Origin of the sequence: Tahibacter soli, from assembly GCF_025717065.2 — a bacterium.
GTDB classification, from domain to species: Bacteria; Pseudomonadota; Gammaproteobacteria; order Xanthomonadales; family Rhodanobacteraceae; genus Tahibacter; species Tahibacter soli.
Genome location: NZ_JAOVZO020000020.1, coordinates 531,544 through 554,746 on the forward strand (window position 1 = coordinate 531,544; position 23,203 = coordinate 554,746).

23 protein-coding genes are annotated in these 23,203 nt (G+C 65.9%); 12 read left to right on the forward strand and 11 right to left on the reverse strand.

From position 1 onward, the window contains the following. Nucleotides 1–56 precede the first annotated feature (56 nt). From OD750_RS23310 to OD750_RS23345, 8 genes are all read right to left on the reverse strand, one after another. Entirely contained in the window at nt 57–1,073 is a 1,017-nt protein-coding gene (locus OD750_RS23310; protein ID WP_263540654.1) for a zinc metalloprotease, read from the reverse strand. A gap of 159 nt (nt 1,074–1,232) precedes the next feature. Next, nucleotides 1,233–1,697 carry a hypothetical protein gene (locus tag OD750_RS23315; RefSeq protein ID WP_263540655.1) on the reverse strand — a complete coding sequence of 155 codons (465 nt, stop codon included), beginning with the start codon at nt 1,695–1,697 and terminating at the stop codon, nt 1,233–1,235. A 55-nt stretch (nt 1,698–1,752) separates the two neighbouring features. Next, a complete protein-coding gene (locus OD750_RS23320) occupies nt 1,753–2,211 on the reverse strand; it encodes a hypothetical protein (protein WP_263540656.1) in 459 nt (152 codons plus the stop codon). Between the two features lie 235 nt (nt 2,212–2,446). Continuing rightward, nucleotides 2,447–3,019, reverse strand: coding sequence for a hypothetical protein (locus OD750_RS23325; RefSeq protein WP_263540657.1), 573 nt, complete (start codon nt 3,017–3,019; stop codon nt 2,447–2,449). A gap of 138 nt (nt 3,020–3,157) precedes the next feature. Then, nucleotides 3,158–3,658 carry a hypothetical protein gene (locus tag OD750_RS23330; RefSeq protein WP_263540658.1) on the reverse strand — a complete coding sequence of 167 codons (501 nt, stop codon included), beginning with the start codon at nt 3,656–3,658 and terminating at the stop codon, nt 3,158–3,160. A 151-nt stretch (nt 3,659–3,809) separates the two neighbouring features. Beyond that, complete coding sequence (locus OD750_RS23335) at nt 3,810–4,241, reverse strand: hypothetical protein (RefSeq protein ID WP_263540659.1); 432 nt, start codon at nt 4,239–4,241, stop codon at nt 3,810–3,812. Between the two features lie 133 nt (nt 4,242–4,374). After that, nucleotides 4,375–4,770: a hypothetical protein gene (locus OD750_RS23340; RefSeq protein WP_263540660.1), complete on the reverse strand. Its 396-nt coding sequence runs from the start codon at nt 4,768–4,770 to the stop codon at nt 4,375–4,377. 92 nt (nt 4,771–4,862) lie between these two features. Then, nucleotides 4,863–5,246 carry a hypothetical protein gene (locus OD750_RS23345; protein ID WP_263540661.1) on the reverse strand — a complete coding sequence of 128 codons (384 nt, stop codon included), beginning with the start codon at nt 5,244–5,246 and terminating at the stop codon, nt 4,863–4,865. Nucleotides 5,247–5,927: 681 nt separating this feature from the next. On the opposite strand from OD750_RS23345, the gene OD750_RS23350 reads away from it, so the two are divergent. The 7 genes from OD750_RS23350 to OD750_RS23380 all read left to right on the forward strand — a co-directional run bounded on the left by OD750_RS23350 (nt 5,928) and on the right by OD750_RS23380 (nt 14,174). Beyond that, nucleotides 5,928–7,019 (forward strand): sensor histidine kinase, encoded by a 1,092-nt coding sequence (locus tag OD750_RS23350; protein ID WP_263540662.1) that lies wholly within the window; start codon nt 5,928–5,930, stop codon nt 7,017–7,019. After that, nucleotides 7,016–7,771: a LytR/AlgR family response regulator transcription factor gene (locus tag OD750_RS23355; protein WP_263540663.1), complete on the forward strand. Its 756-nt coding sequence runs from the start codon at nt 7,016–7,018 to the stop codon at nt 7,769–7,771. Before OD750_RS23350 ends, OD750_RS23355 begins: the two co-directional genes overlap by 4 nt. A gap of 728 nt (nt 7,772–8,499) precedes the next feature. Then, nucleotides 8,500–10,752: a xanthine dehydrogenase family protein molybdopterin-binding subunit gene (locus OD750_RS23360; protein ID WP_263540664.1), complete on the forward strand. Its 2,253-nt coding sequence runs from the start codon at nt 8,500–8,502 to the stop codon at nt 10,750–10,752. A 10-nt stretch (nt 10,753–10,762) separates the two neighbouring features. Further along, nucleotides 10,763–11,212, forward strand: a complete 450-nt coding sequence (locus OD750_RS23365; RefSeq protein ID WP_263540665.1) for a (2Fe-2S)-binding protein — start codon at nt 10,763–10,765, stop codon at nt 11,210–11,212. Nucleotides 11,213–11,401: 189 nt separating this feature from the next. Further along, a complete protein-coding gene (locus OD750_RS23370; protein WP_263540666.1) occupies nt 11,402–12,901 on the forward strand; it encodes a tyrosinase family protein in 1,500 nt (499 codons plus the stop codon). Between the two features lie 126 nt (nt 12,902–13,027). Beyond that, on the forward strand, nt 13,028–13,531 hold the full coding sequence (locus tag OD750_RS23375) for a hypothetical protein (protein WP_263540667.1): 504 nt from the start codon (nt 13,028–13,030) through the stop codon (nt 13,529–13,531). Nucleotides 13,532–13,592: 61 nt separating this feature from the next. Further along, complete coding sequence (locus OD750_RS23380; RefSeq protein ID WP_263540668.1) at nt 13,593–14,174, forward strand: ECF-type sigma factor; 582 nt, start codon at nt 13,593–13,595, stop codon at nt 14,172–14,174. Between the two features lie 205 nt (nt 14,175–14,379). On the opposite strand, the gene OD750_RS23385 is transcribed toward OD750_RS23380, so the two are convergent. From OD750_RS23385 to OD750_RS23395, 3 genes are read right to left on the reverse strand one after another with little or no spacing between them, the layout of a single operon-like run. Continuing rightward, complete coding sequence (locus OD750_RS23385; RefSeq protein WP_263540669.1) at nt 14,380–16,701, reverse strand: serine/threonine-protein kinase; 2,322 nt, start codon at nt 16,699–16,701, stop codon at nt 14,380–14,382. A 55-nt stretch (nt 16,702–16,756) separates the two neighbouring features. After that, nucleotides 16,757–16,999 (reverse strand): helix-turn-helix domain-containing protein, encoded by a 243-nt coding sequence (locus OD750_RS23390; RefSeq protein WP_263540670.1) that lies wholly within the window; start codon nt 16,997–16,999, stop codon nt 16,757–16,759. After that, complete coding sequence (locus tag OD750_RS23395) at nt 16,999–17,496, reverse strand: DUF2975 domain-containing protein (protein WP_263540671.1); 498 nt, start codon at nt 17,494–17,496, stop codon at nt 16,999–17,001. Before OD750_RS23395 ends, OD750_RS23390 begins: the two co-directional genes overlap by 1 nt. Before the next feature lie 80 nt (nt 17,497–17,576). On the opposite strand from OD750_RS23395, the gene OD750_RS23400 reads away from it, so the two are divergent. The 5 genes from OD750_RS23400 to murB all read left to right on the forward strand — a co-directional run bounded on the left by OD750_RS23400 (nt 17,577) and on the right by murB (nt 23,202). Then, nucleotides 17,577–18,476: an ABC transporter ATP-binding protein gene (locus tag OD750_RS23400; protein ID WP_263540672.1), complete on the forward strand. Its 900-nt coding sequence runs from the start codon at nt 17,577–17,579 to the stop codon at nt 18,474–18,476. A gap of 1 nt (nt 18,477) precedes the next feature. Next, nucleotides 18,478–19,263 (forward strand): ABC transporter permease, encoded by a 786-nt coding sequence (locus OD750_RS23405; RefSeq protein ID WP_263540673.1) that lies wholly within the window; start codon nt 18,478–18,480, stop codon nt 19,261–19,263. Nucleotides 19,264–19,409: 146 nt separating this feature from the next. Beyond that, the gene (gene amaB / locus OD750_RS23410) at nt 19,410–20,945 is read left to right on the forward strand and encodes an L-piperidine-6-carboxylate dehydrogenase (RefSeq protein WP_263540674.1); all 1,536 of its coding nucleotides are present in this window, start codon (nt 19,410–19,412) and stop codon (nt 20,943–20,945) included. A gap of 179 nt (nt 20,946–21,124) precedes the next feature. Further along, nucleotides 21,125–22,159: a quinone-dependent dihydroorotate dehydrogenase gene (locus tag OD750_RS23415; RefSeq protein ID WP_263540675.1), complete on the forward strand. Its 1,035-nt coding sequence runs from the start codon at nt 21,125–21,127 to the stop codon at nt 22,157–22,159. Beyond that, nucleotides 22,156–23,202, forward strand: coding sequence for a UDP-N-acetylmuramate dehydrogenase (gene murB / locus OD750_RS23420; RefSeq protein ID WP_263540676.1), 1,047 nt, complete (start codon nt 22,156–22,158; stop codon nt 23,200–23,202). Before OD750_RS23415 ends, murB begins: the two co-directional genes overlap by 4 nt. The last annotated feature ends 1 nt before the right edge of the window (nt 23,203 follow it).

Sequence of the window (23,203 nt, forward strand, 5' to 3'; positions counted from 1 at the left end):
GTCACCTCTCGACGCAGGCCGCCCGGTTCCCGCGCGCTACAGACGGGCGCACAAGGTCACGTCTCGTCGCGCGGATGAATATTCAACAGCTTTTGCCACCATGATCTTCTGAACTCCGGCGATATGTACCCGACGTTGTAGAGCCGGGTTACGCCTTCGATGTCCCTGCGAGACGGAACGATGTCGGACAGAACGACAGGCCTTCGCTGATAGCGTCGCAGCTCGATCAGGTAGTCGACCACGTTGGCCGCCATGATCGACGGCCTTTCGTCATAGACGACGGTGAACGTCTGACCGGCAGACTGAATTTGCCTTCCTTCACCAACCGGCGGGAGCAACTCGACCACGTGATCGTCCACCGGCTGGTCTGAATGCGCCAGCCCGAATGCATGCCCCAGCTCGTGCGTCAGCGTGAACGACAAAAAAAGCGAAACCAGCTGCTCGAACGACGTGTCAGCCGATACGACCGTCGCATCCCGAAGGCTCTGCAGCTGGCTGCGCGCGCGCGCATAGAGCGTCGGCAAATACACGTTGATGACTCTCGGCTCGAGGTCTATCGAGGTATCGGCAAGCGCCCCTGCGGATGAGCCGGCACCCGCCTGGTTCAGCATCCTCACGACAACGCCGTTGACCGGCCTGCCTTCGCTCTCGTTAGCCAGATCATGCCGCGCCGGTCGGCCGGTGAAAGGAATGCTGGACCACGACGAAACCGCGGCGCCAAGCCGGCTATAGACTTCAAGCGTATAACCTTCCGACGTATTTGTCGTCGGATCTGTGAACATGTAGTAATAGGAATCCGAAGCATTGCCTCCGGGGTAATACACGACCACAGGCACTTCGACTCTCGGCCTCGCCTGGTCCGTCCAACTCGTACCGGTGAGTGCGTGTCTTATGCCCAACTCCAGCGCCGTAGCAATCGCATGGCTGGCCGTGAAAGCCAAGCGCACACAACCGCTGCGACCGCCCGACGCGCCGCTGCATCCCGGCTGGCCCGACGGTTGCGCGAAGGCCGCGCCTTCGGGCATCAACAGCGACAACAAAACGATGGCAATACCTGCTCGACTGACAAACACCGCATTTCTCCTATGCAATCAGGGGACGCAAGCGGCGCAAAATTACCCGCATCTTTCGCGAGCCGCGCACGACATTCCGCGTTCGCGCACCAATACGCAGACGTAAAAGCCGGATGAGCGCCGCTCCGCGATACGCTACGTGCCGTAAAGCGAAGAAGATCATTCCTTCACGGGATCTACCGAGTCGACGCTCAAGCTGTAGGTGTCATCCCAGCAAGATCTCCACGAGCTGCACAATTTGATGTCGAAGTAGTCGAAAGTCTGGTCGCACCGGGTTCCCGACGTTGCCTTTCCCAAAATGCGCACCGCCTTGTCGTTCCACAACGCGCCGAACAGACCGTCGATCGCGGCTGCCTGAGTCTCGTCGTAGATCACATCCACTCCAAGACTTTCCCGAACCGACACGACGTCCTGATTCTGAAACTTCAGGTATTCCCCAGAGCTCGGCATCGAATCCAATCTCAGAAGAAATCGATCTTGTAGTCCGGAATCGGTAATTGCCACGTACTCTATTTTTCCGTAGCCGCAAATATCCGATCCGTCGTAGGTTCGATCGCTGTCAGCCGCGACTATGCCCGCATGGCCGGCAGTCAGAAGCGCAACGACGATCAGGTTGAGTCTCAAATTCCTCACCGCATACTCCTCGCGCCTGTTGGAACACCGCGCCGATCGCCGGCAGTCAATTGCATTGGGAATTGCCGATGACGCACATTTCGATCACCACATTCCTGGCGAGAATCGAGCAGTCCAGAACCTCGATGTCGTGGCGCGCCAAGATGACGAGGGGATTTCCGAGCCGAAACGCCTTTGCGATAATGTCGACCTGTCTTCGGTATGTATCCAGATCCTGCTTTTCCGCAAATATTTTTATCACCCGACTTTTACCATGATAATCATGGTAAAACGACGGAAAATTGCGATCGTAGAAAGGCGACGACGCATCCGAGGGGTCGTGCATGTTCTGCATGGCGATATACATTTCGGGCGTCAAGCGGTCGTCGCCGCCGGTCCCGAAGTTCAGAAAGATCACTCTCCCCCAGCCACAGGGGTGGGTAAAAGCCTTCGCGTCTGGAGCCCGGCCAACGGCCAGACAAGAGACCACAAAAATCAAGAAGCAACGAACGATCGCCTGTTTCATAACCGGTACTCGCGCCTGGCGTCGAAAAATGATGGTTGGGCAAACCTGCGGGGTTCGGCCTTACACGCAGCAGCGTTCGTGCACGCAACAACGCAACGTCTGCCGATGTCGCCTTTCGTCATTCGAGTCCACTCGCGACGAACGATTCTCGGCCCGCAATTGAAAAAATCCACTCGTCGTCCGGCGCTCGTTTGCATGCGGCAACGGAAGACGGGGCACGCGCTCGCGGCGCCTTCTAGTAGTTGTAGACGTCCTCGGAAGGCGGTCGCCTGACCACTCTCATTCGCCCTCCGTCCTCGCAAACGTCCCGGAACAGCTCCCGGCACAGCTTCACGTCGAGGCCGCGCTTCTGCGATTCGCCGCATACGTTTTCGGTGGCTATCAGGGTTTCGGACATACCGCCCAGCGGTGCGACGATTCGGACCGGCAACTTGAGCCTGTAGGCGAGATTCATCAGTTCGATTTTTTGATTGTATACATTCAGCTTTTCGGCACCGTCGGAGTCGACGGGCTTCAGCACGATCATCATTTCACTCCGGAAATTCAGGTCGTCCTGATAATAGGAATAGTAAACGTCCTTTCGCCACGATGCCGAATTGTCGTGACGCAACCGTATATATGAAGCCGGCTGCCCATCGGCGCTTGTCCAATGCACGATATTCAAGACGTCGCCCCTGCCGCATATGTAGTCGCCGGCGTGCTGCGTAAACTCTTCTTTTGAAACCATTCTTGTGTACTGCTGGGCCCAGGCAAATTTGTGGCAGACCAGCGCGGCAGCCACAGTCAGCGTCGCGAGCGCAAATTTCATTGTTCGATCTCGTTGGTACGGAGCGGGCTACTACCCTCTCCGCGGGAATGACGTTGCGCCCGCCACCGCGCGAATGTCGAAGTCGCGCACAACGTGGCTCCACGCATGACGGCGAATACCTGTTTCGGGAATCCCTGTTCAATAGCGCGGCACGGGCGACGTACCGAAACAATCGTCGCTCAGTCCGCACACGTTGATCTGAAAGCTGTCGGCATAGCCGCTGCAAGCGGCGCCTGCGATTTGCTCGCTGGTAATCCTGATGCGTTCGCCGGCGATAAAAGCCAGGAGCAGTGTCTCTCTCTGGGCGTCGAAAGCCTGATCGTTGGCATATCGGCGCTTGAGATTTATCACGCGGCGCGGAATCGATACCTCGTACGTCGCAAAATCGCTCGCGATTGTCGGCGCGGGGTATCCGTCCCTTGACAGCTCCTTGTTCGCGAACGACATGTCATCGAGCATGACGACCAGATCGCCGCTGGAGACGGGATTGTAGGTTGCGATCTCGTCGTACCGCCTCGCATTGCCCGTGGCGAGAAAGCTGACCCGGCCGTGACCGCAAACCTTGGCGCCCGAGAACGCAAGCCTGTCCAGTTCGCCGGCGTGAAGCGCGCCGGACGCCAGCAGCAGAACCAGCAGCATGCGCCTTGTCTTGTACATCATATTTGCCATTGCAATCTCTCTGTCGGCACGTTTCGCGACATTCCCGGCCCTTCGCCGTCCGACCCGAAGCCAATACCTCGCGCATGCCTGTTGCGCGCGGCGCACGGGCTAAGAATGCGTATGCATTTTTTCAACGTGGATAGCATTCGCTCGAATTGCCGCAAACTTTGATGTCGAACGACTGCGCGTATTCTCCGGAGCAGTTGCCGGTTTCCCGCACGGTTATTTGAACGGGAACCGACGAGTGGTAAGCCTTCTCCAGAAGCAGCCGCCTGTCGTAGTAGCGGCCGGTGGTGCCGATAAACGACACTACCGTTTTGCCGGCGAACTGCTCGTACAGGTACGGCATTTGCCTGTAATTCGGCATTTGTTCCAACTCTACCGCGAGCCACAGGTACGGATTGTCGTGGTAGCCCAGCCACCGGTGCCCTCCGACGGCAATCATTTTTATATAACCGTACCCGCAAAGAATTCGCCCGTCGATTTTCACGGGATCGTCCGCCGTGGCGCTGCCGTGAAACGCGAGCCCTGCGATGGCGATTGACGCTGCAATGTTTCTCACAAAACGCTCCAGACACGCGCGGACTGCGATAGCCGCATTAAGAATCGGGGTTCGACCGACAGACTAAAACCGGCCGGCGCTTTCGATCTGGCCCTTTCCGCCCGCCACGCTCAATTCGGTCAGGCAAGCATCGTCATTCCGTACAATCCTCGCTCGTAGGACAAACGGTAATCGTGAAGGAATTCTCCCACGCTGCGCACGTAGGGCCCTTGCGCACGATAACGATGTACGATCCGTCCGCGAACGCGGTCTTCAGCATGGCGTACTTTTCGCGCCACTTTTTGTAGTCGCCGCTGCTGCTCATCTGGATTGACGTGGCAGCCAGATTGAGAATTTTGTCTTTGTCTGGGGTTTGCGGCATACCCGTCGACACCATCATTAGAGTGGTACTTCGCGGAGCAGGAACAGGCTCGATACTCAACGCCCTGATCTGCCCTTTTTCGCAGACGACATCGGCGGAGCTCGGCGCGACGACAAAAATCGTTGACAGCGAAAATAAATACACGGCTAAGCGAGAGCGGTAACCCATGGCCTTTCTCTTTACCCACGAGATTTCAGGATTTTGGCGGCCCAAGCGGCCTTGCAGTCGATTCGTCCGCAGACCGTTGACGCACCGGCCGATTATTCCGTGCAGTCTTCTTTCGTCTGGCAAATGATCACCCGGAATTCGTCCTGGAAGCCCTGGCAGTTGTCGTCGTTGCTCCACACGTAGATGTACGAGCCTGTCGCGTACGCGAGCTTCAACAACGTGTATTTTTCCAACCACCTGTCGCTGCTCGTGGCCTGCCAGATAACGGTTCCATACAGCTTCAGAATTCGCTGCTTACTCAGAGTCTCGGTCGTTCCGCCCGTCGATACGGTGAGCTGGGTTCTGTTGTAATCGGAGCTTATGGCTCGGATTTGCCCCTTTTCACACAGGGTGCCCGCGTAGCTTGGCGGCGCGGAGAAAATCGCGCCCAGCGCGACAATGGCCGTCGGAATCACGGATTTCACCCAGTTCGTCATAAACCCCTCTCCTCTCGATTTCGCGCGGCGATCGGCGTGACCACGCAACTTGGGAATTCACCGACCTGCGGCAGCGGCCGTCTTGGCTGCAACCGCGAACGGCGTGAAACTTACAATTCGACATGTGGCATCCGCTACGGTTTGCAGAAAAAAATATGTCATCCCGCCGGAGATTCGCGACGCAGGAGTGTCCTCGAACGAGACAGTTCTCCATCACGTCGCGTTTTTTTGTTTTTTTCCGACGCTTTCCCATCGCTCAGCGTCCGTACCTTTCGATCAGCAACACGGCTGGAGCTAACCGCCTTCACGCCGTACAAAGTCCAGAATTTGTACAGATTGCTGGGTATCGACATATCGGCGCGCGCACGATGTGCAGCGACAGCGCTCCGAGCGCCAGTTGCCGCAACGGTCGGGCTGCCGGGTATCGGATCTGTGCGGCACGCACGTACCTCAACGGATCGCAGCGACCACCGGCACGGCTATCCGATACGCATACCTCGCGACGTGTTCAGAGGGGCGCGCCGGCGCAGCGCCGCACCTCCCGTTCGGGCCGACCGGCGGTAGCCGTCGAATCGCCGGGTTCCTCGCGACCACCGGATCGGCGCACCGCACTACCGGCTCGGCGGAGCGCGGCGGCGGTTCGCGCTATCGCCGGCGCGGCCGCGCCACTACGATCGCGACATGACCACGACCGTCGATCGCCGCGCCGCGATGCCCCCGTTCTGGCTCGCGCTCGCCGCGGGCCTGCCGATCGGCGCGTGCATGATCGTCATGGCGCTGCCGGTGCTCGGCCACGGGCACGCCACCGCGTATCGCCTGCTGTATCTCGCGCTGTTCGCCTTGTGGGCGGTGCCGCTCACGGCGCTGCAGCGGGCGCTGTGGCGTTCCCGCACGTCGTGGTGGATCGCCTCGCTCGCGCTGCTCGCGACGACGTACACGATGTCGGTCGCGAACAACGCGCTCGGCGACGCGATGGCGTGGCTCGCAGGCTGGCCGTCGACGCGGCCGTTCGCCTGGACCGACCTGTTCGCCGGCATCGACAGCTGCTGGCTCGCGCTGATCGCGTTCTGCGCGATCCACGCGGTGGTCGCGTACTACGCCGCGTTCAATCACGCCGAAGCGCAGCGTGCGACGGCGCTCGCGCTCGCGCGCGACGCCGAACTGCGCGCGCTGCGCTATCAGTTGCAGCCGCACTTTCTGTTCAACACGCTCAACGCGATCTCGTCGCTCGTTGCGGCCGAGCGCAACCGCGATGCGCAGCAGACGATCGCGCGGCTCGGCGAATTTCTGCGCGCGACGCTCGAGGCGAACGACGATCACGAGGCCGCGCTCGCCGAGGAACTCGCGCTGACCGAAACCTACCTAGCGATCGAGAAGGCGCGCCTCGGCGACAAGCTGAAACTCAAGTGGGACGTCGGCCCGCACGTGCTGCGCGCGCTCGTACCGCATCTGTTGCTGCAGCCGCTGGTAGAGAACGCGATTCGTCACGGCATCGCGCAGCGGAGCGTTCCGGGGCGGCTCGACATTCGCATCGCGCGCGACGGCGAGCGACTGGCGGTCAGTGTCGGCAACGACGGCGCGGCGCCCGGCAGCACGAGCGCGCAGGCGGCCGAGCGATCGTCCGCGATCGGCCTGCGCAACACAGCCGAGCGCCTGGAAAAGCTCTATCCCGGCGATCACGCGTTCGTCGCGAACGCGCGCGCCGACGGCGGCTTCGACGTACGCGTCGATCTGCCGTATCGCGAAGCGCCGATGCCGGCGGCCGGCGCATGATGCGCATCGCGATCGTCGACGACGAACCGCTCGCGCGCAGCGGTGTCGCCACGCGGCTGGCGGCATACGCCGATGTCGACATCGTCGGCGAGTACGGCGACGGCGCGTCGGCGCTCGCGGGCATCCGCGCGCTCGCGCCCGACGTCGTGTTCGTCGACGTGCAGATGCCCGACATGAGCGGCATCGACGTGCTCGCCGCGCTCGCGCCGCACGAGCGGCCGATGGCGATCCTGCTGACCGCGCACGATCAGTTCGCGGTGCGCGCGTTCGAGTTCAACGCGATCGACTATCTGTTGAAACCCGTCGACGACGATCGCTTCGCCGAGGCGCTCGATCGTGCGCGCACGGCGCTGCCGTATCGGCGGCGCGAAGCCAACGCGCCGATCGATGCGCCCGACCCACCGAAGACGTGGCAGACGCGGTTCGAGGTGCGCGTGGGACGTCGCGTCGCGTTCGTGGATGCGCACGACGTGACGTGGATCGAAGCCGACGGTGACTACGCGGCGCTGCATGGCGACGAGCACACGTATCTGTTGCGCGAGTCGCTGGCCCGGCTGGCGCTGGTGCTCGATCCTTCGAAATTCGTACGCGTGCATCGCTCGACGATCGTGCGCGTGGACTGTGTCGCCGACTTGCAGCCGTTGTCGAATCGGGATGCGCTTCTGAGATTGAAGGACGGGACGCCGGTGCGCGCCAGTCGGACTTATATCGAGTCGTTGCTCTGCGCGTTGCGCTCGGTGGGTGGCGTTTAGCTCCCGCTCTGGCTGTCGCTCCGCTCTCCGCTCGTCACCCTCAGCGGACGCTGGGGCCCAGCCTTTGCCACGTAGCTTTGTAGTTTTCGCCTGGCTTTAAACAAAGCGTTTCGCTCGCTGCCGCGAGCGAGCAGAGAGGGATTGCTTGTCCAATCCCTCTTTGCTCGTCACCCCAGCGGACGCCGGGGTCCAGCTTTTTTCTTGTCGCTTTGTAGCTAACGCCCGGCTTTGGACAAAGCGTTTCGCTCGCTGCCGCGAGCGAGCAAGGGGAGATTGCTTGTCCAATCTCCCCTTGCATCCCCCAAGGACACCCCGACGGCCGCGGTCTCCGGGCATCCTGCCCTCCGACTCCGCGAGATCGCTCCGGGGTTCGTTGATGGGCCATCCATGGCCCGTCAACGAACTGCGCGCATCCCTGCGCGCACCCGCTGCGCGGGCCTTTCCTCCGCAATCTCGCCGCGACCGACGGGGCCCCGGGTAGAGCGGGCGGCTTCCTGCCGCCAGAGACAACGGCAAGGGCAAAAGCAACGTCAACATCAACATCAAAGGCCAAAGCGCGGCGCGTCTACAAAGCCGTCATACCGGCGGAGGCCGGTATCCAGCTTTTGACATCGCCCTAACCCGCTGCCCACCTCGATTCGAGCAAAAAAACCAACCAGTTGGTTGTATTTCATTGCTCACCTCGACTAGCCTAGCCACAGCCGCCCCGCCATCGCCAAGGCCCCGCCATGCCCAAGCTCAAGCGCCGCACGTTCATCCTCGGCACGCTCGGCGCCGCCGGCGCGCTCGTCGTCGGCTGGGCCGCCCTGCCCGCGCGCCAGCGCCTCGTCGGTGCCGCTCCGCTCGCCGCCGCGCCGAATCAGGCCGCTTTGAACGGATGGGTCAAGGTTTCAACCGACGACGCCGTCACCGTCATGGTTCCGCACGCCGAAATGGGCCAGGGCACGCACACCGGCCTCGCGATGCTCGTCGCCGACGAGATGGACGCCGACTTTTCGCGCATCCGCGTCGAGCAGGCGTCGTACGACGCGATCTACAACAACCAGGCCGCGCTGCTCGACGCTTTGCCGTTCCAGCCCGACGACGACGGCTACGTCAAACGCATGACGCGCCACGTCGCCGGCCGGATCGTGCGCGAGTTTCCGGGCCTCGCCGGCACCGGCGGTTCGGCCAGCATCAAGGATCTGTGGCTGCCGCTGCGCCAGGCCGGCGCGTCGGCGCGCGCGATGCTCGTCGCCGCTGCCGCCGCGCAATGGAAGGTGTCGGCCTCGGAACTTCGCGTCGAGGCCGGCCGCATCGCGCACGCGTCGGGCCGCAGCGCGACGTTCGGCGAACTCGCGCTCGCCGCCGCCACGCTGCCGGTGCCGTACGACGCGCCGTTGAAGAAGCCGTCCCAGTTCCAATTGATCGGCAAGCCGGCACGCCGCATCGAGGCGCCGTCGAAGCTCGACGGCTCGGCGCGCTTCGGCATCGACGCGCTGCCCGACGGCCTCGTCTACGCGAGCGTCGCGATGTGTCCCACGCTCGGCGGCAAAGCGAAAGGCTACGACGCGAGCGCCGCGCGGACGCTGCCCGGCGTGCGCGCGATCGTCGCGCTCGAACCGGTCGCCGGCGGCATCGGCGGCATGGGCGGCGCGACGTCGGGCGGCGTCGCGGTGATCGCCGACACGCCGTTCCATGCGACGCGCGCGCTCGAAAAGATCGCCATCGAATGGGAACACGGCGCCGCGGCAAGCGTCGACAGCGCGACGCTGCTCGACGATCTCTCGCGCGCCCTCGACACGCAGGCCGGCAACACGCATCTGGAACGCGGCGACGTCGACGCGGCGCTTGCCGCAGCGGCCAGGCGCATCACGGCCGAATATCGCGTGCCGTTTCTCGCGCACGCCACGATGGAGCCGATGAACTGCACGGTGCGATTCAAGGACGGCAAGGCGACGGCGTGGATACCGACGCAGGCGCCGGGCTTCGCGCGCGACGCCGTGGCGCAGACGCTCGGCATCGACGCCGAAAACGTCGAGGTCGTGCAGACCCTCCTCGGCGGCGGCTTCGGCCGGCGCTACTTCACCGATTTCGTCGTGCAGGCCGCGACGCTCGCACGCGCGGCGAACGGCGCGCCGGTGCAGCTGATCTGGTCGCGCGAGGCCGACATGCAGCATGACTACTACCGCCCCGCGTTCGTCTGCCGCTGCGAGGCGGGCTTCGACGCGCAAGGCAGCCTCGTCGCGTGGAAGACGACCTCGGCCGGTTCGAGCATGGGCGCGCCGGCGATGATCGACATGTCGACCGACGGTGCGTCGAACCAGGCCTATGCGTTTCCCGCCGCGCGCGTGGCGCACCTTCCCGTCGAAACGCCGGTGTCGGTCGGCATCTGGCGCTCCGTCGCGCATTCGCAGAACGCGTTCTTCGTCGAAAGCTTCGTCGACGAAGCCGCCCACGCAGCCGGGCAGGATCCCGTCGCGTTCCGCGCCTCACTGCTCGCGGGCAACGCGCGACATCTGGCCGTGCTGCATCGCGCCGCCGAACTCGCCGGCTGGGGCACGCCGGCCGCGCCCGGCCGCGCGCACGGCATCGCCCTGCACCGCGCGTTCGGGAGCATCGTCGCGCAGGTGGCCGAGGTGTCCGTCGACGCCGACCGCATCCGCGTGCATCGCGTCGTCTGCGTCGTCGACTGCGGCGTCGCGGTGAACCCCAATCATGTGAAGCAGCAGATGGAAAGCGGCATCGTGTTCGGCCTGTCGGCCGCCCTGCACGGCGAAATCACGATCGAGAACGGCCGCGTCAAACAGAGCAACTTCCACGACTACGCGCCGCTGCGCATGAACGAATGCCCGGCGATCGAGACCGACATCGTCGCGAGCGGCGAAGCGCCCGGCGGCGTCGGCGAACCCGGCACGCCGCCGATCGCGCCGGCCGTCGCGAACGCCGTCTTCGCGCTGACCGGCCGACGCCTGCGCACGCTGCCGCTGCGACTGACCTGAGGAATCCGCGATGACGACCCTGAACATCAACGGCCGCGACGTCGACGTGACGGCCGAACCCGATACCCCGCTGCTGTGGGTGCTGCGCGCGGAACTTGCGCTCGTCGGCACGAAGTTCGGCTGCGGCAAGGCGCTGTGCGGCGCGTGCACGGTGCACCTCGACGGCGCCGCCGTGCGCTCGTGCGTGCTGCCGGTCGCGGCCGCCGCGGGCCGCCGGATCACGACCATCGAAGGCCTCGCCGGTCGCCAGGCCGATGCGCTGCGCCGCGCGTGGCTCGATGTCGACGTGGTGCAATGCGGCTACTGCCAGAGCGGCCAGCTGATGTCGGCCTGCGCGCTGCTCGCGCAGAACCCGCGGCCGACCGATGCCGACATCGACGCGGCGATGAGCGGCAACCTGTGCCGCTGCGGCACCTATCCGCGCATCCGTGCCGCGATTCACGCCGCCGCCGAGGGTTGAGCGCGGCTACACCCCGCTACCGGCGAACTCAACTGTCATTTCATACAGGTTACGCGGTCGCTTGCGGGCGACGAAACTCCGCTCGCCCGGGGACAGCACAATGTAGCGCTTTTCACTTTCTTCACTTCGCTAACGCGACAGCGGCGCGTCCGGCGCGGGCTCCCCACAAAAACGCAACGGAGACTCGAAATGCCGACACGCAGAACGGTTCTACAGGCCGCCATCGCCGGCGGCGCGGTCGCGGCTTTCTCCGGCTCGCTCGGCGGCCTGCGTGCGGCCGTCGCGGCCGGCGCGGTGCCGACCCGCAAGACCTTGAACGGCATGCCGCTCAACGATCCCGACCTGTCCGCGTACCGCGACTTCGTCCGCATCATGCAGGGATACGATCAGTCCAAGCCGCTGTCGTGGCTCGGCTACTCGCTGCAGCACGGCAACCAGGACACCGGCCGCTACAAGTACTGCCCGCACGGCGACTGGTATTTCCTGCCGTGGCACCGCGAATACGTCGTGATGTACGAGCGCGCCGTGCGCGTGCTGACGAAGACGCCGAACTTCGCGATGCCGTACTGGGACTGGACGCAGGACCGCACGATCCCGGCCGCGTTCACCGATCCCACGTACGACGGCAAGCCCAATCCGCTCTACGTGAGCACGCGCACGCTGAAGGATCCGGCGCGCTGGCCGCTGCGCGATTCGATCGTCGGCCCCGAAGTGATCAAGAAGATCTATTCGGAAACCGACTTCCAGCTGTTCGGCACGTCGAAGAACCCGAACCAGAACGATCTCGACATGCGCTGGGTCGTCGCCGGCGGCGGCGTGCAGGGCACGCTCGAGCGCACGCCGCACAATACGGTGCACAACTACACCGGCGGCTTCATGCCGTCGCCGGGCTCGCCGCGCGATCCGATCTTCATGATGCATCACGGCAACATCGATCGCATCTGGGCGTTCTGGAACGCGATGGGCAACAAGAACACGGCCGGGATGGACGCCAACACCCAGCGCCTGTGGCTGGAAATGAACTTCAAGGACAACTACCTCACGCCCGACGGCACGCCGTACAGCAAGGCCGTGAAGGAGCTGCAGTCGACCATCGCGCTCGGCTACACCTATGCCGGCCTGCCGCCCGCCTCGAAGATCGTGTACGACGGCGAGCGCGCCAAGCGGCTGCTGTCGTTCTTCGCATCGGGCGAAGGCGTGCGCAGCGTCGAGAACGTGCAGGTGCTCGCCGAACCCAACACCGACGCCGCGACCGCCGAGAAGCCGCTGGTCAAGCGCGCGCAGCTGCGCAAGTCGGTGCGCAACCTCGTGATGGCGGAAGATCAGGCCAAGCGCACGCCCGAGGTCTACGCGCTGATCAAGCACATCAAGGTGCCGGCATCCGTCGAGGCGGTGCGCGTGTTCGTCAACGCGGCCAACCTCACGGCCGCGACCCCGGATACCGATCCGCACTACGTCACGCAGATCAGCTTCCTGCGCCACGACGGCGGTCACGGCGAACACGACGAGCACGGCGAAAAGGAAGATCCGTCGGCGCTGGTCGATCTCACGCCGACGCTGCGCGCGCTGGAAAAAGCCGGCGAACTCAAGGACGACACGATTTCGCTGCAGATCATCGCCGTGCCGCGCGCCGGCACGGACGGTCCGACCGAGGTCGTGCCGGCCGTCGTCGAGATCGCGGTGCTGTAACGAACGTGTGCGTCGATTGAACTTCATTTCCGGCGCGGTGCTCTATCGCTTGGGTGACCCCAAGCACCCGGAAAACTTGGCGGCCGCTGTCACGGCGGCGGTCGCCAAGCCCGGACCGAGGCAACAATGACTTACGATCGCGCAATCCGCGGCTTTTTCGTCGGCCTGCTCGCGTCGCTCGCCGCGGCCTGCGCGCACGCCGGCGCCGCGCCGGGCGAGCCGGCCATGGCGAGTATCGAAACGACCTACGCGCAACTGCCGGTGCAACTGTGTCTGGATGCCGACGCGGCAACCTGGCAGGCGCTGCGCAGCGGCGCCAGGCGGCTGGCGCTGCACGTGCGCCATCACACGCCGTCGGCGCGCTACAGCCCGACGCTGACGGTGCGTCTGGCCGGCGACGCCGGATCGCGGCGCGACATCGAAACGCTGACGCTCGGCGTCGACAACGTCGGCGAAAGCGGCCCGGTGCCGCAACACTTCCTGATCGATCTGGCGTCCGTGCTGCCGCCGTCGCGCGACGGCGAACGCGTCTGCGTCGAGATCGATGTCGATCGCATCGACGCGCAGGACGACGCGCTCGCGCAGCGGCGCGTCACGATTTCGGCCGACTGGCGCGCGGCCGGCAAGTGATCGTGCATTGACGCTGTCCCGGCGGGGCGGCAAAGTCGCGCGCAAACGGGGGTGGTAAACGATGCGCGCCGATCAGGAACAGGCCAGTCATTCCGGGCTGACCGAACTGCTGCAGTCGTGGCAGCGCGGCGACGGCCGCGCGTTCGCGCGGCTGTTCGAGCGCGTCTACACGCAGCTCAAGGACATCGCCGCGCAGCGACTGCGCGAGATGAACGGCGTCTCGACGCTGACGCCGACCGAACTGCTGCACGAGGCGGTGCTGCGCGTCGTCGACTCGCCGATGGACTGGAAGAACCGCGCGCATTTCTTCGCGACGATGTCGCTGCTCGTGCGCTCGGCGCTGGTCGACCACGCGCGCGCGCGCGTCGCGGTCAAGCGCGGCGGCCACGCGGTGCGCGTCACGCTCACGCATGCCGATCCGGGCGAAGAGTCGATCGTGGCCGACGTGCTGTCGCTCGACCAGGCGCTGACGAAGCTCGAGGGGCTCGACGCGCGTTCGAGCGAAGTGCTGCATCTGACGTATTTCGCGGGGCTCGACCGGCAGCAGATCGTCGACGTGCTCGGCGTGTCGCTGTCGACGGTCGACCGGGAGCTGAAATTCGCGCGGGCTTGGTTGAGTCGGGAGTTGGAGCAGCCGCTCTAAGGCCGGGCGGTTGGCGTTGGGTGCTTGTCATTGACGGATGATTTGCGGATGTGGCGAGACATCCGGCGTTTTTGCTCTCGCTTTTTGCCCGTCATTCCAGCGCAAGCTGGAATCCAGCTTTCTGGGCCTTAACGGCAAAGGCTGGATCCCAGCTTGCGCTGGGATGACGATCAAGGGCGCTGCAGCGCAAACCGCCCATCGCCATCTACTCCAACGCCTTCACCCCCGCCAGATCCTCGACGATCTGCGGATGCGTATCGGCCCCGAACACGCGCCGGTCGATCGCCAGCGCACGCTCCCACGCCGCGCGCGCGTCCGCCTTGCGGCCGAGCGCCGTCAGCGCGCGACCGCGGATGCGCTGCGTTTCGGCCAGCGCCGCGTGCTCGGCGCCGAGCGCCTTTTCGAGCTTCGGCAGCACCGCGTCGACGCGCGTCAGCGCCTCGGCCGCGTCGCCCTTCTCGACCAGGAACGCCGCGTAGTTGGCGGCGTAGTTGAGCGTCACCACCGCGTCTTCGCCGTAGACCGCGGTCGAGCGATCGAGCGCGAGCTTGTAGTACTGCGCGCTTTCGTCGAGCTTTCCGCCCTTGCGCAGCGCCGAGGCGAGGAGCGCGGTCACGTTGATCGTCTTGAACGTGTTGTCGCCGAAACGCTTGCGCGCGGCCGGATACATCGTGCGCAGCAGCGCTTCGGCGTCGGCGTAGCGCTGCGCGCGCAGGTAGACGATCGCGAGGCTGTTCTGCGACGCGAACTCGCCGGCCGAGCCCAGCCGCCGATAGCGCCCGATGATGTCGGTCAGGATTTTCTCCGCCGCGTCGAACTCGCGCAGCTCGCCGTGCACGATCGCGAGCGTCTGCAGGTTTTCCAGCGTCGTCGGGTCGTCGGCGCCGAGCACCCGTTCGAGCCGCGGCTGCAGCGCCGCGCCGGCGTCGCCCGCGCGGCGCAGTTCGCCGTTGATCGTCCACTGGTAGATCGCGAGCTGTTCGCTGCGCAGCGAGTCGCGGTCGTCCGGCCCGAACGCGGCGACGCGCTCGGCCCACACCGCTTCGTACTCGCGCGCCGTGTCGGCGTCGCGATGCTGCGCGCCGTCGACGTTCGCGAGTTTCTCGCGCAGCGTGAGCCGTTCGCGCAGCGCGTCGGCGGGCGCGAGTTCGAGCGCATGCGTCAGATGCGCGCGCGCCTTGTCGTATTCGCCGAGCTGGTGATACGTCGTGCCGATCACGCCCTCGATCTGCGCGAGCACCGTCGGTTCGGCGGCCAGCTCGCGCGCCGCATCGCTCGCGGCGCGATCGAGAATTTCGTACAGCAGCGTCTTGTCGAGATCGCGCGCGCGGTCGGGGTCGACCGCGCCCAGCAGGTTGCCCAGAAAGTCGGCCGTGCGCTCGGCGCGTGCCGCGGCGGTCTGCGCGCGCGCGCGTTCGGCACGCGCTTCCTGCAGGCTCGCGAGCGTGCCGACGAGGCCGCCGACGAGCGCGACGACGGCCGCGGCGCCCAGCCCGAACGCGAGCGCGTTGCGCCGCAGGTAGCAGCGCGCGCGATACCAGCGGTTGGCGCCCATCGCGTCGACCGCGCGGCCGTCGAGCCAGCGCCGCAGGTCGTCGGCGAGCGCGACGGCGCTGACGTAGCGCCGCGCCGGATCGTCCGCGGTCGCACGCGCGACGATCGCGCGCAGCGGCGCCGGCAACGCCGTGGCGTCGTCGCCGCGCACGAGCTCGTCGAGCACGCGCCCCAGGCCATAGACGTCGGTCGCGGTCGACAGGCTCGCGCCGGCGCGCTGTTCCGGACTCGCGTAGCCCGGCGTGTACGCCTGCTGCATCAGTGCCGCTTCGGCCGCGACGCTTTCGTTCAACAGTTGCGAAATACCGAAATCCAGAAGTATAGGACGACCGTCGGCACCGACCAGGATGTTGCCGGGCTTGAGGTCGCAGTGCACGACGAGTCGCTGGTGCGCGAAGCCGACCGCGTCGACGACCGCGAGCACGAGCCGCACGATCGCCGGCACGTCGAGCGCGAGGCGCCTGGCGTACGCGTCGATCGGTTCGCCTTCGACGTATTCGAGCACGAGGTACGGCTGGCCGGCCGGCGTCGCGCCGCCGTCGATCAGCCGCGCGATGTTCGGATGCGACAGCCGCGCGAGAATCTGCCGTTCGCGCGCGAGCAGCGTGAGCGCGGCGGCGTCGGGAATGCCGCGCAGCAGCTTGATCGCCGCGACCTGTTCGAAATGCCCGTCGTTGCGCTGCGCGCGGTAGACCGTGCCCATGCCGCCGTGGCCGATTTCGCCGACGAGCGTCCACACGCCGAGGCTGTCGCCGACCTTCAGCTCGTCGCCGGCGACCCGTGCCAGCGCGAGCAGCACGGGCTGGGCGATGCGGTTCGTGCCGAGCGCGGTCTGCGCGAGCAGCGCGCGCACTTCGTCGACGATCGCCGGATCGTCCTCGAGCGCGGCCAGGCGCGCTTCGCGCTCGGCGTCGGGCAGGTCGGACAATTCATCGAACAGCGCTTTGACGCGCGCGAACGCTTCCCGCTGCATGGCGGCCCCTGATTCTTCCGATGCGTAGCGAAGCGCGAGTATGCCGCAGCGACTGTCAGCCGGCATCGTCCTCGTCGGCCGCAAGATCGGATTCGTCGTAGTCGTAGGCGACGAGATCGCCGGGCTGGCAGCCGAGCGCAGCGCACAGCTTCGCGAGCGTGCCGAAACGCACGCCGCGCACCTTGCCCGAGCGGAACAGCGACAGATGCGTTTCGCTGACGCCGATGGTCGCGGCCACCTGCTTCGCCTTGAGGCCCCTGGCGGCCAGCACTTCGTCGAGCGTGATCCGGATCGGCATCAGAACATCTCGTCGAGTTCGGCCTGCACGGCCGATGCGCGGCGCAGCACATGCGCGATGACGGTCAGCGACAGCCCGAGCGCGCCGAGCACGACGCCGGCGACGTCGAACGCGATCCAGTAGCCGGGATCGGCCCCGAGCGCGCGCTCGAGCGGCGGCACGACGAACGTGCCGGCGAGCGCGCCGGCGGCGAGCGTCACGCCGACGCGGTCGAGCATGCGCGCGATCGTCGGCGCGAAGATGTCGCCGCGCGCGAACGCGGCCAGCGCCTGCCGCACCCACCACAGCGCGCACAGGTAGAACACCTCGGGGCTCGTCGCGACCGCCTGCAGCGCGAGGCGCCGCCAGCCGTCGCCGTCGGTCGATAGACGCATCGCGATCAGGCCGAAGCGCTCGAGCACGAACGTGCCGGCCAGCGCGAACGACAGGACCGTCAGGATCCGCCGCGCCCGCGCGCTGCGCCCGCGGATTTCCCGCACCGAGGCATTCGTCGTCATGAAATCTCCAGAACTTTAACGTTGACTTAAATTTGTGCCGTGATAGTTTAACTTCAAGTTAAATTCCCGCAAGGCACGCCATGCACTGTCTCGAAGTGAACGATCTGGTTCATCGCTATCGCAACGGCGACGTCGTGCTCGACGGCGTCACCTTGCGCATCCCCGCCGGCAGCATCTACGGCTTTCTCGGCCCGAACGGCGCCGGCAAGACGACGACGCTGCGGCTGATCCTCGGACTGATCGCCCTGCAGCACGGCGCGATCTCGATCTTCGGTCTGCAGCTGGCCGCGCACCGCATCGACATCCTGCGCCGCGTCGGTTCGCTGATCGAAAGTCCGTCGCTGTACGACCATCTCACCGCGACCGAAAACCTCGCGCTGCTGCAGGCCGTCCATCGCGTCGACGAGGCGAAGATCGGCGACGTGCTCGACCTCGTCGGCCTCGCCGGCACGCATCGCAAGAAGGTCGGCGAGTTTTCGCTCGGTATGAAGCAGCGGCTCGCGATCGCCGTGGCGCTGCTGCACGAACCGGAACTTCTGATCCTCGACGAGCCGACGAACGGACTCGACCCGAACGGCATCGTCGAGATGCGCGCGCTGCTGACGCGGCTCAACCGCGAGCGCGGCCTGACGATCGTGATTTCGAGCCATCTGCTGGCCGAAATCGAACGACTCGCGACGCACGTCGGCATCATCCATCGCGGCCGCGTGCTGTTCGAAGGCACGCTCGACGAACTGCAGCGCCGCCGCCGCACGCACGTGGCGCTCGCGACGAACGACGACGAGCGCGCGATCGCGCTGCTCGCGCGGCAGTCGATCGCCGCGACGATAGCCGACGGCCGCATCGTGATGCCGGCGATGCCGAATACGGCCATCGCGCAAGTCAATCGCCGCCTCGTCGACGCGGGTCTCGACGTGCACGAGCTGCACACGGCCGGCGACGATCTCGAAGCCATCTTCATGAACCTCGTGAGTAACTGACATGACGCTCGACTTTCCGATGGTATTGCGCTGCGAATGGCTCAAGCGCCGCCGCAGCTTCGCCGGCTGGCTCGTGCTCGGCGGCGCACTGTTCACGCCGGCGATCATCATTGCCGTGCGGCTCGTCCAGCACGCGAAGCTGCCGGCGCTGTACGCGAACCCCGCGTTCTGGCCGTCGCTGTGGCGCAGCGCGTGGGAATCGATGGCGATGCTGCTGTTGCCGATCGCCGCGATTCTCGCGACCAGCCTCGTCGCGCAGATCGAGTTTCGCAACAACGCGTGGAAGCAGGTGCGCACGCTGCCGCTGCATCCGGCCACGATCTACGCCGCGAAGCTCGCGGTGATCCTCGTGCTGATCGGGCAGCTGCTCGCACTGTTCAGCGTCGGCATCTGGCTCGCCGCAGCGGTGCCGTGGCTCTTCGTCGCCGGCGTGCCGTGGCCGTCCGACATGCTCTCGCCATCGTTCGTGTTCGCTCAAAACGCGCGCTACTTCGTCGACTGCCTGCCGATCGTCGCGGCGCAGTACGCGATCGCGCTGCACAGCCGCAACTATCTCGTGCCGCTCGGCGCCGGTTTCGTCGCCTGGATCGGCGCGCTCGGCCTGCTGCAGTGGAAATATGCTTTTGTATTTCCGTATACCTACACGATGCTCGACTACCTCGGCGGCGAGCCGGCCGGCAAGGTGACCGTACCGGCGATCGGCACCGCGCCGTACGCGCTGGGCTACGCGGCGTTGTTCGCCGTCGCCGGCTACGTGCTGTTCGCGACGAAGCGGCAGAAGGGATAGCGGCCGGGGGTTTGGCACTGCGCGACGGCGCCGGATTGGCTCCGTCGCCCCGGCCTTGTCCGGCCCTGATGAGGCTCCAACTTAACGGCTATAATTGCCGACTTTGCGCAACCCGCGCCCGGTTTTTCTACGCCTTCGGAGCTTCCATGTCCGCCAAGATCCTTTCCGCGCTCAGCCTCGCCGAGATGAATTCCGGCACCTATCTCGGCAACGGCGAGTGGTCGAAGACCGCCGATGCCGGCGTGCTCGAGTCGATCAATCCGAGCAACAACGAAGTCATCGCGCGCGTGCATGCCAGTTCGGAAGCCGACTACGAAACGCTGATCGCGCGCGCGCAGGCCGCGTTCGCGGTGTGGCGCACGACGCCGGCGCCCAAGCGCGGCGAAGCCATCCGCCTGTGCGGCGAAGCGCTGCGCAAGCACAAGGACGCGCTGGGTTCGCTGGTCGCGCTCGAAATGGGCAAGATCAAGCCCGAAGGCGACGGCGAAGTGCAGGAGATGATCGACATCGCCGACTTCGCGGTCGGCCAGAGCCGCATGCTCTACGGCTACACGATGCATTCGGAGCGCCCGGGCCACCGCATGTACGAGCAGTGGCACCCGATCGGCCTCGTCGGCGTGATCAGCGCGTTCAACTTCCCGGTCGCCGTGTGGGCGTGGAATGCGTTCCTCGCGGCGATCTGCGGCGACATCACGATCTGGAAGCCGTCGCCGAAGACGCCGCTGTCGGCCGTCGCCGCGATGAAGATCTGCAACGAGGCGCTCATCGCCGCGGGCTTCCCGAACATCTTCTTCCTGTTCAACGACGCGCGCACGGAACTGGCGCAGCGCTTCGTCGACGACCACCGCATTCCGCTGATCAGCTTCACGGGCTCGACGCAGGTCGGCCGCCTCGTCGGCGAGCGCGTCGCCCAGCGCATGGGCCGTTCGCTGCTCGAACTCGGCGGCAACAACGCGATCATCGTCGATGCGACCGCCGATCTGAAGCTCGCGATTCCGGCGATCGTGTTCGGCGCGGTCGGCACGGCCGGCCAGCGCTGCACGTCGACGCGCCGCGTGTTCGTGCACGAGGCGATTATCGACGACGTGGTCGCGACGCTCGTCGGCGCGTACAAGCAGGTCGAAGCGAAGATCGGCGACCCGACGCTGCCCACGACGCTGATGGGTCCGCTGACCGACAAGGCGTCGGTGCAGCGCTACCTCGCCGCGATCGAGAAGGCGAAGGCGGCCGGCGGCACCGTGCGCACCGGCGGCGCGGCGCTGACCGACCGTCCGGGCAACTTCGTGCTGCCGACGATCATCACCGGCGTCAAAAATTCCGACGACGTGGTGCAGACCGAAACGTTCGCGCCGATCCTCTACGTGATGCCGTTCAAGACGCTCGACGAAGCGCTCGCGCTGCAGAACGGCGTGCCGCAGGGCCTGTCGTCGGCGATCTTCACGCAGAACGTCAAGGCGGCCGAAGCGTTCCTGTCGGCGGCGGGTTCCGACTGCGGCATCGCCAACGTGAACATCGGCACGTCCGGCGCGGAAATCGGCGGCGCGTTCGGCGGCGAAAAGGAAACCGGCGGCGGTCGCGAGTCGGGCTCCGATTCGTGGAAGGCGTACATGCGCCGCCAGACGAATACGATCAATTACTCCGACGCGCTGCCGCTGGCGCAGGGGATCAAGTTCGAGTTTTAAGGAACTCCGGCTCAGCCGGGGTTATCTCCGCTCGTCATCCCAGCGAAAGCCGGGATCCAGCTTCTCGCTCTTGTCGTCCGACAAGCTGGATCCCGGCCTCCGCCGGGATGACGAGCAACGGCAAAGGCTGGATCCCAGCTTTCGCTGGGATGACGGCAATAGCGAGGCCGCCGTAAAGCATGTACTCCCTAGCCCGCCCGTTCCTGTTCGCACTCGACGCTGAGAAGGCGCATCACCTCGGCCTCGCGGCGATGGAGGCCGCGTACCGCACGGGCATGAACCCGCTGCTCGCGTCGAAACCCGCGCCGCTGCCGACGGCGTTCTGCGGCATCGCCGTGCCGAACCCCGTCGGCCTCGCCGCCGGCCTCGACAAGAACGCCGCGCACGTCGATGCGCTCGCCGCGCTCGGCTTCGGCTTCGTCGAAGTCGGCACGACCACGCCGCGCGCGCAGGCCGGCAATCCGAAGCCGCGCATGTTCCGCCTGCCCGAGCACGACGCGATCATCAATCGCCTCGGCTTCAACAACGACGGCGTCGACGCGCTGGTGAAGAACGCCGAATGCGCGAAATTCGGCGGCGTGCTCGGCATCAACATCGGCAAGAACAAGGACACCCCGAACGAGCGTGCGGTCGACGACTACCTGTACTGCCTCGATCGCGTCTACGCGCGTGCGAGCTACGTCACCGTCAACATCTCGTCGCCGAACACGCAAGGCCTGCGCGACCTGCAGGAAGAAGAAACGCTCAAGCGCTTCATCGGCACGCTGCGCGAGCGCCAGGAAAAACTCGCCGCGCAGCACGGCGCGCGCAAACCGATGCTGCTCAAGATCGCGCCCGATCTCGCCGACGCCGAACTCGACGCGATCGCCGACGTGCTGATCGCGACCGGCATCGACGGCCTCGTCGCCACCAACACCACGATCGATCGCGACGCCGTCGCGGGACACCGCTACGCGAACGAAGCGGGTGGCCTGTCGGGCCGGCCGGTGTTCACGAAGTCGACGAAGGTGCTTTCGGCGATGGCGCAGCGCCTCGACGGCCGCGTGCCGATCGTCGGCGTCGGCGGCATCCTGGACGGCGCAGGCGCGGTCGCGAAGATCGACGCGGGCGCGACGCTCGTGCAGATCTACAGCGGCCTGATCTATCGCGGTCCCGCGCTCGTCGCCGAGTGCGTCGAGGCGATCCGCCGGCAGCGCGAGAAGACGTCGGCATGACGGTCAACGCCGCGCGCATCGACGGCCCCGGCTACAGCATCCTCGAGGACGCCTCGCTCGCCGGTCGCAACACACTGCGCGTCGACGCGCGCGCGGCGCTGCTCGTCGACGTGCGCGACGCCGCCGCGCTGCCCGAAGCGCTCGCCTTTCCGTGGATACGCAACGCGCCGCTGCTCGTCGTCGGCGAAGGCAGCAACCTGCTCTTGACGCGCGACTTCCCCGGCGTCGTGCTGGCGCCGTCGATGCGCGGCATCGCCGCGATCGACGACGACGGCGAACACGGCATCGTGCGCGCGCAGGCCGGCGAAAGCTGGAACGATCTCGTGCTGTGGACGCTCGGCCGCGGCTATGCGGGCCTCGAAAACCTCGTGCTGATTCCCGGCGCGGTCGGCGCCGCGCCGATCCAGAACATCGGCGCGTACGGGGTCGAGCTCGCCGAATTCGTACACGCGGTCGACGCGTACGACCGCATGAACGGCATACCGGTGCGCTTTGCCAACGCCGACTGCGCGTTCGGCTATCGCGATTCGCGCTTCAAGCGCGAGCCCGACCGCTACGTCGTCACGGCGCTGGAACTGCGCCTGCCGCGCCGTCGCGCGCTGCGGCTCGACTACGCCGGCGTGCGCGAAGAACTCGCATCGATGGGCGTTGCCGAGCCGACCCCGTCGCTCGTCGCCGAAGCCGTGTCGCGCCTGCGCCGGCGCAAGCTGCCCGACCCGGCGGCGATCGGCAACGCCGGCAGTTTCTTTAAAAATCCCATCGTATCGAATGCGCAGGCCGACGCGCTGGCGTCCGAACACGCGGGCCTGCCGCGCTGGCCCGCGGGCGACGCGACGAAGCTGTCCGCCGCGTGGCTGATCGAACAGTCGGGCCTGAAGGGCGCGCGCGACGGCGACGCCGGCATTTCCGAGCGCCACGCGCTCGTGCTCGTCAATCACGGCCGCGCGACCGGTGCCGACCTGTGGGCGTTCGCGCAGCGCGTGCAGCTTGAGGTGCGGGAACGTTTCGGCGTGGCGCTCGAAGCGGAGCCGCGCGTCGTCTGAC

Coding starts and splice junctions, on each gene's coding strand:
- OD750_RS23320 (WP_263540656.1), bottom strand. CDS start 2,211: ATGAAACAGGCGATCGTTCGTTGCTTCTTGATTTTTGTGGTCTCTTGT.
- OD750_RS23325 (WP_263540657.1), bottom strand. CDS start 3,019: ATGAAATTTGCGCTCGCGACGCTGACTGTGGCTGCCGCGCTGGTCTGC.
- OD750_RS23330 (WP_263540658.1), bottom strand. CDS start 3,658: ATGCTGCTGGTTCTGCTGCTGGCGTCCGGCGCGCTTCACGCCGGCGAA.
- OD750_RS23340 (WP_263540660.1), bottom strand. CDS start 4,770: ATGGGTTACCGCTCTCGCTTAGCCGTGTATTTATTTTCGCTGTCAACG.
- OD750_RS23345 (WP_263540661.1), bottom strand. CDS start 5,246: ATGACGAACTGGGTGAAATCCGTGATTCCGACGGCCATTGTCGCGCTG.
- OD750_RS23350 (WP_263540662.1), top strand. CDS start 5,928: ATGACCACGACCGTCGATCGCCGCGCCGCGATGCCCCCGTTCTGGCTC.
- OD750_RS23355 (WP_263540663.1), top strand. CDS start 7,016: ATGATGCGCATCGCGATCGTCGACGACGAACCGCTCGCGCGCAGCGGT.
- OD750_RS23360 (WP_263540664.1), top strand. CDS start 8,500: ATGCCCAAGCTCAAGCGCCGCACGTTCATCCTCGGCACGCTCGGCGCC.
- OD750_RS23365 (WP_263540665.1), top strand. CDS start 10,763: ATGACGACCCTGAACATCAACGGCCGCGACGTCGACGTGACGGCCGAA.
- OD750_RS23370 (WP_263540666.1), top strand. CDS start 11,402: ATGCCGACACGCAGAACGGTTCTACAGGCCGCCATCGCCGGCGGCGCG.
- OD750_RS23375 (WP_263540667.1), top strand. CDS start 13,028: ATGACTTACGATCGCGCAATCCGCGGCTTTTTCGTCGGCCTGCTCGCG.
- OD750_RS23380 (WP_263540668.1), top strand. CDS start 13,593: ATGCGCGCCGATCAGGAACAGGCCAGTCATTCCGGGCTGACCGAACTG.
- OD750_RS23385 (WP_263540669.1), bottom strand. CDS start 16,701: ATGCAGCGGGAAGCGTTCGCGCGCGTCAAAGCGCTGTTCGATGAATTG.
- OD750_RS23390 (WP_263540670.1), bottom strand. CDS start 16,999: ATGCCGATCCGGATCACGCTCGACGAAGTGCTGGCCGCCAGGGGCCTC.
- OD750_RS23395 (WP_263540671.1), bottom strand. CDS start 17,496: ATGACGACGAATGCCTCGGTGCGGGAAATCCGCGGGCGCAGCGCGCGG.
- OD750_RS23400 (WP_263540672.1), top strand. CDS start 17,577: ATGCACTGTCTCGAAGTGAACGATCTGGTTCATCGCTATCGCAACGGC.
- OD750_RS23405 (WP_263540673.1), top strand. CDS start 18,478: ATGACGCTCGACTTTCCGATGGTATTGCGCTGCGAATGGCTCAAGCGC.
- amaB (WP_263540674.1), top strand. CDS start 19,410: ATGTCCGCCAAGATCCTTTCCGCGCTCAGCCTCGCCGAGATGAATTCC.
- OD750_RS23415 (WP_263540675.1), top strand. CDS start 21,125: ATGTACTCCCTAGCCCGCCCGTTCCTGTTCGCACTCGACGCTGAGAAG.
- murB (WP_263540676.1), top strand. CDS start 22,156: ATGACGGTCAACGCCGCGCGCATCGACGGCCCCGGCTACAGCATCCTC.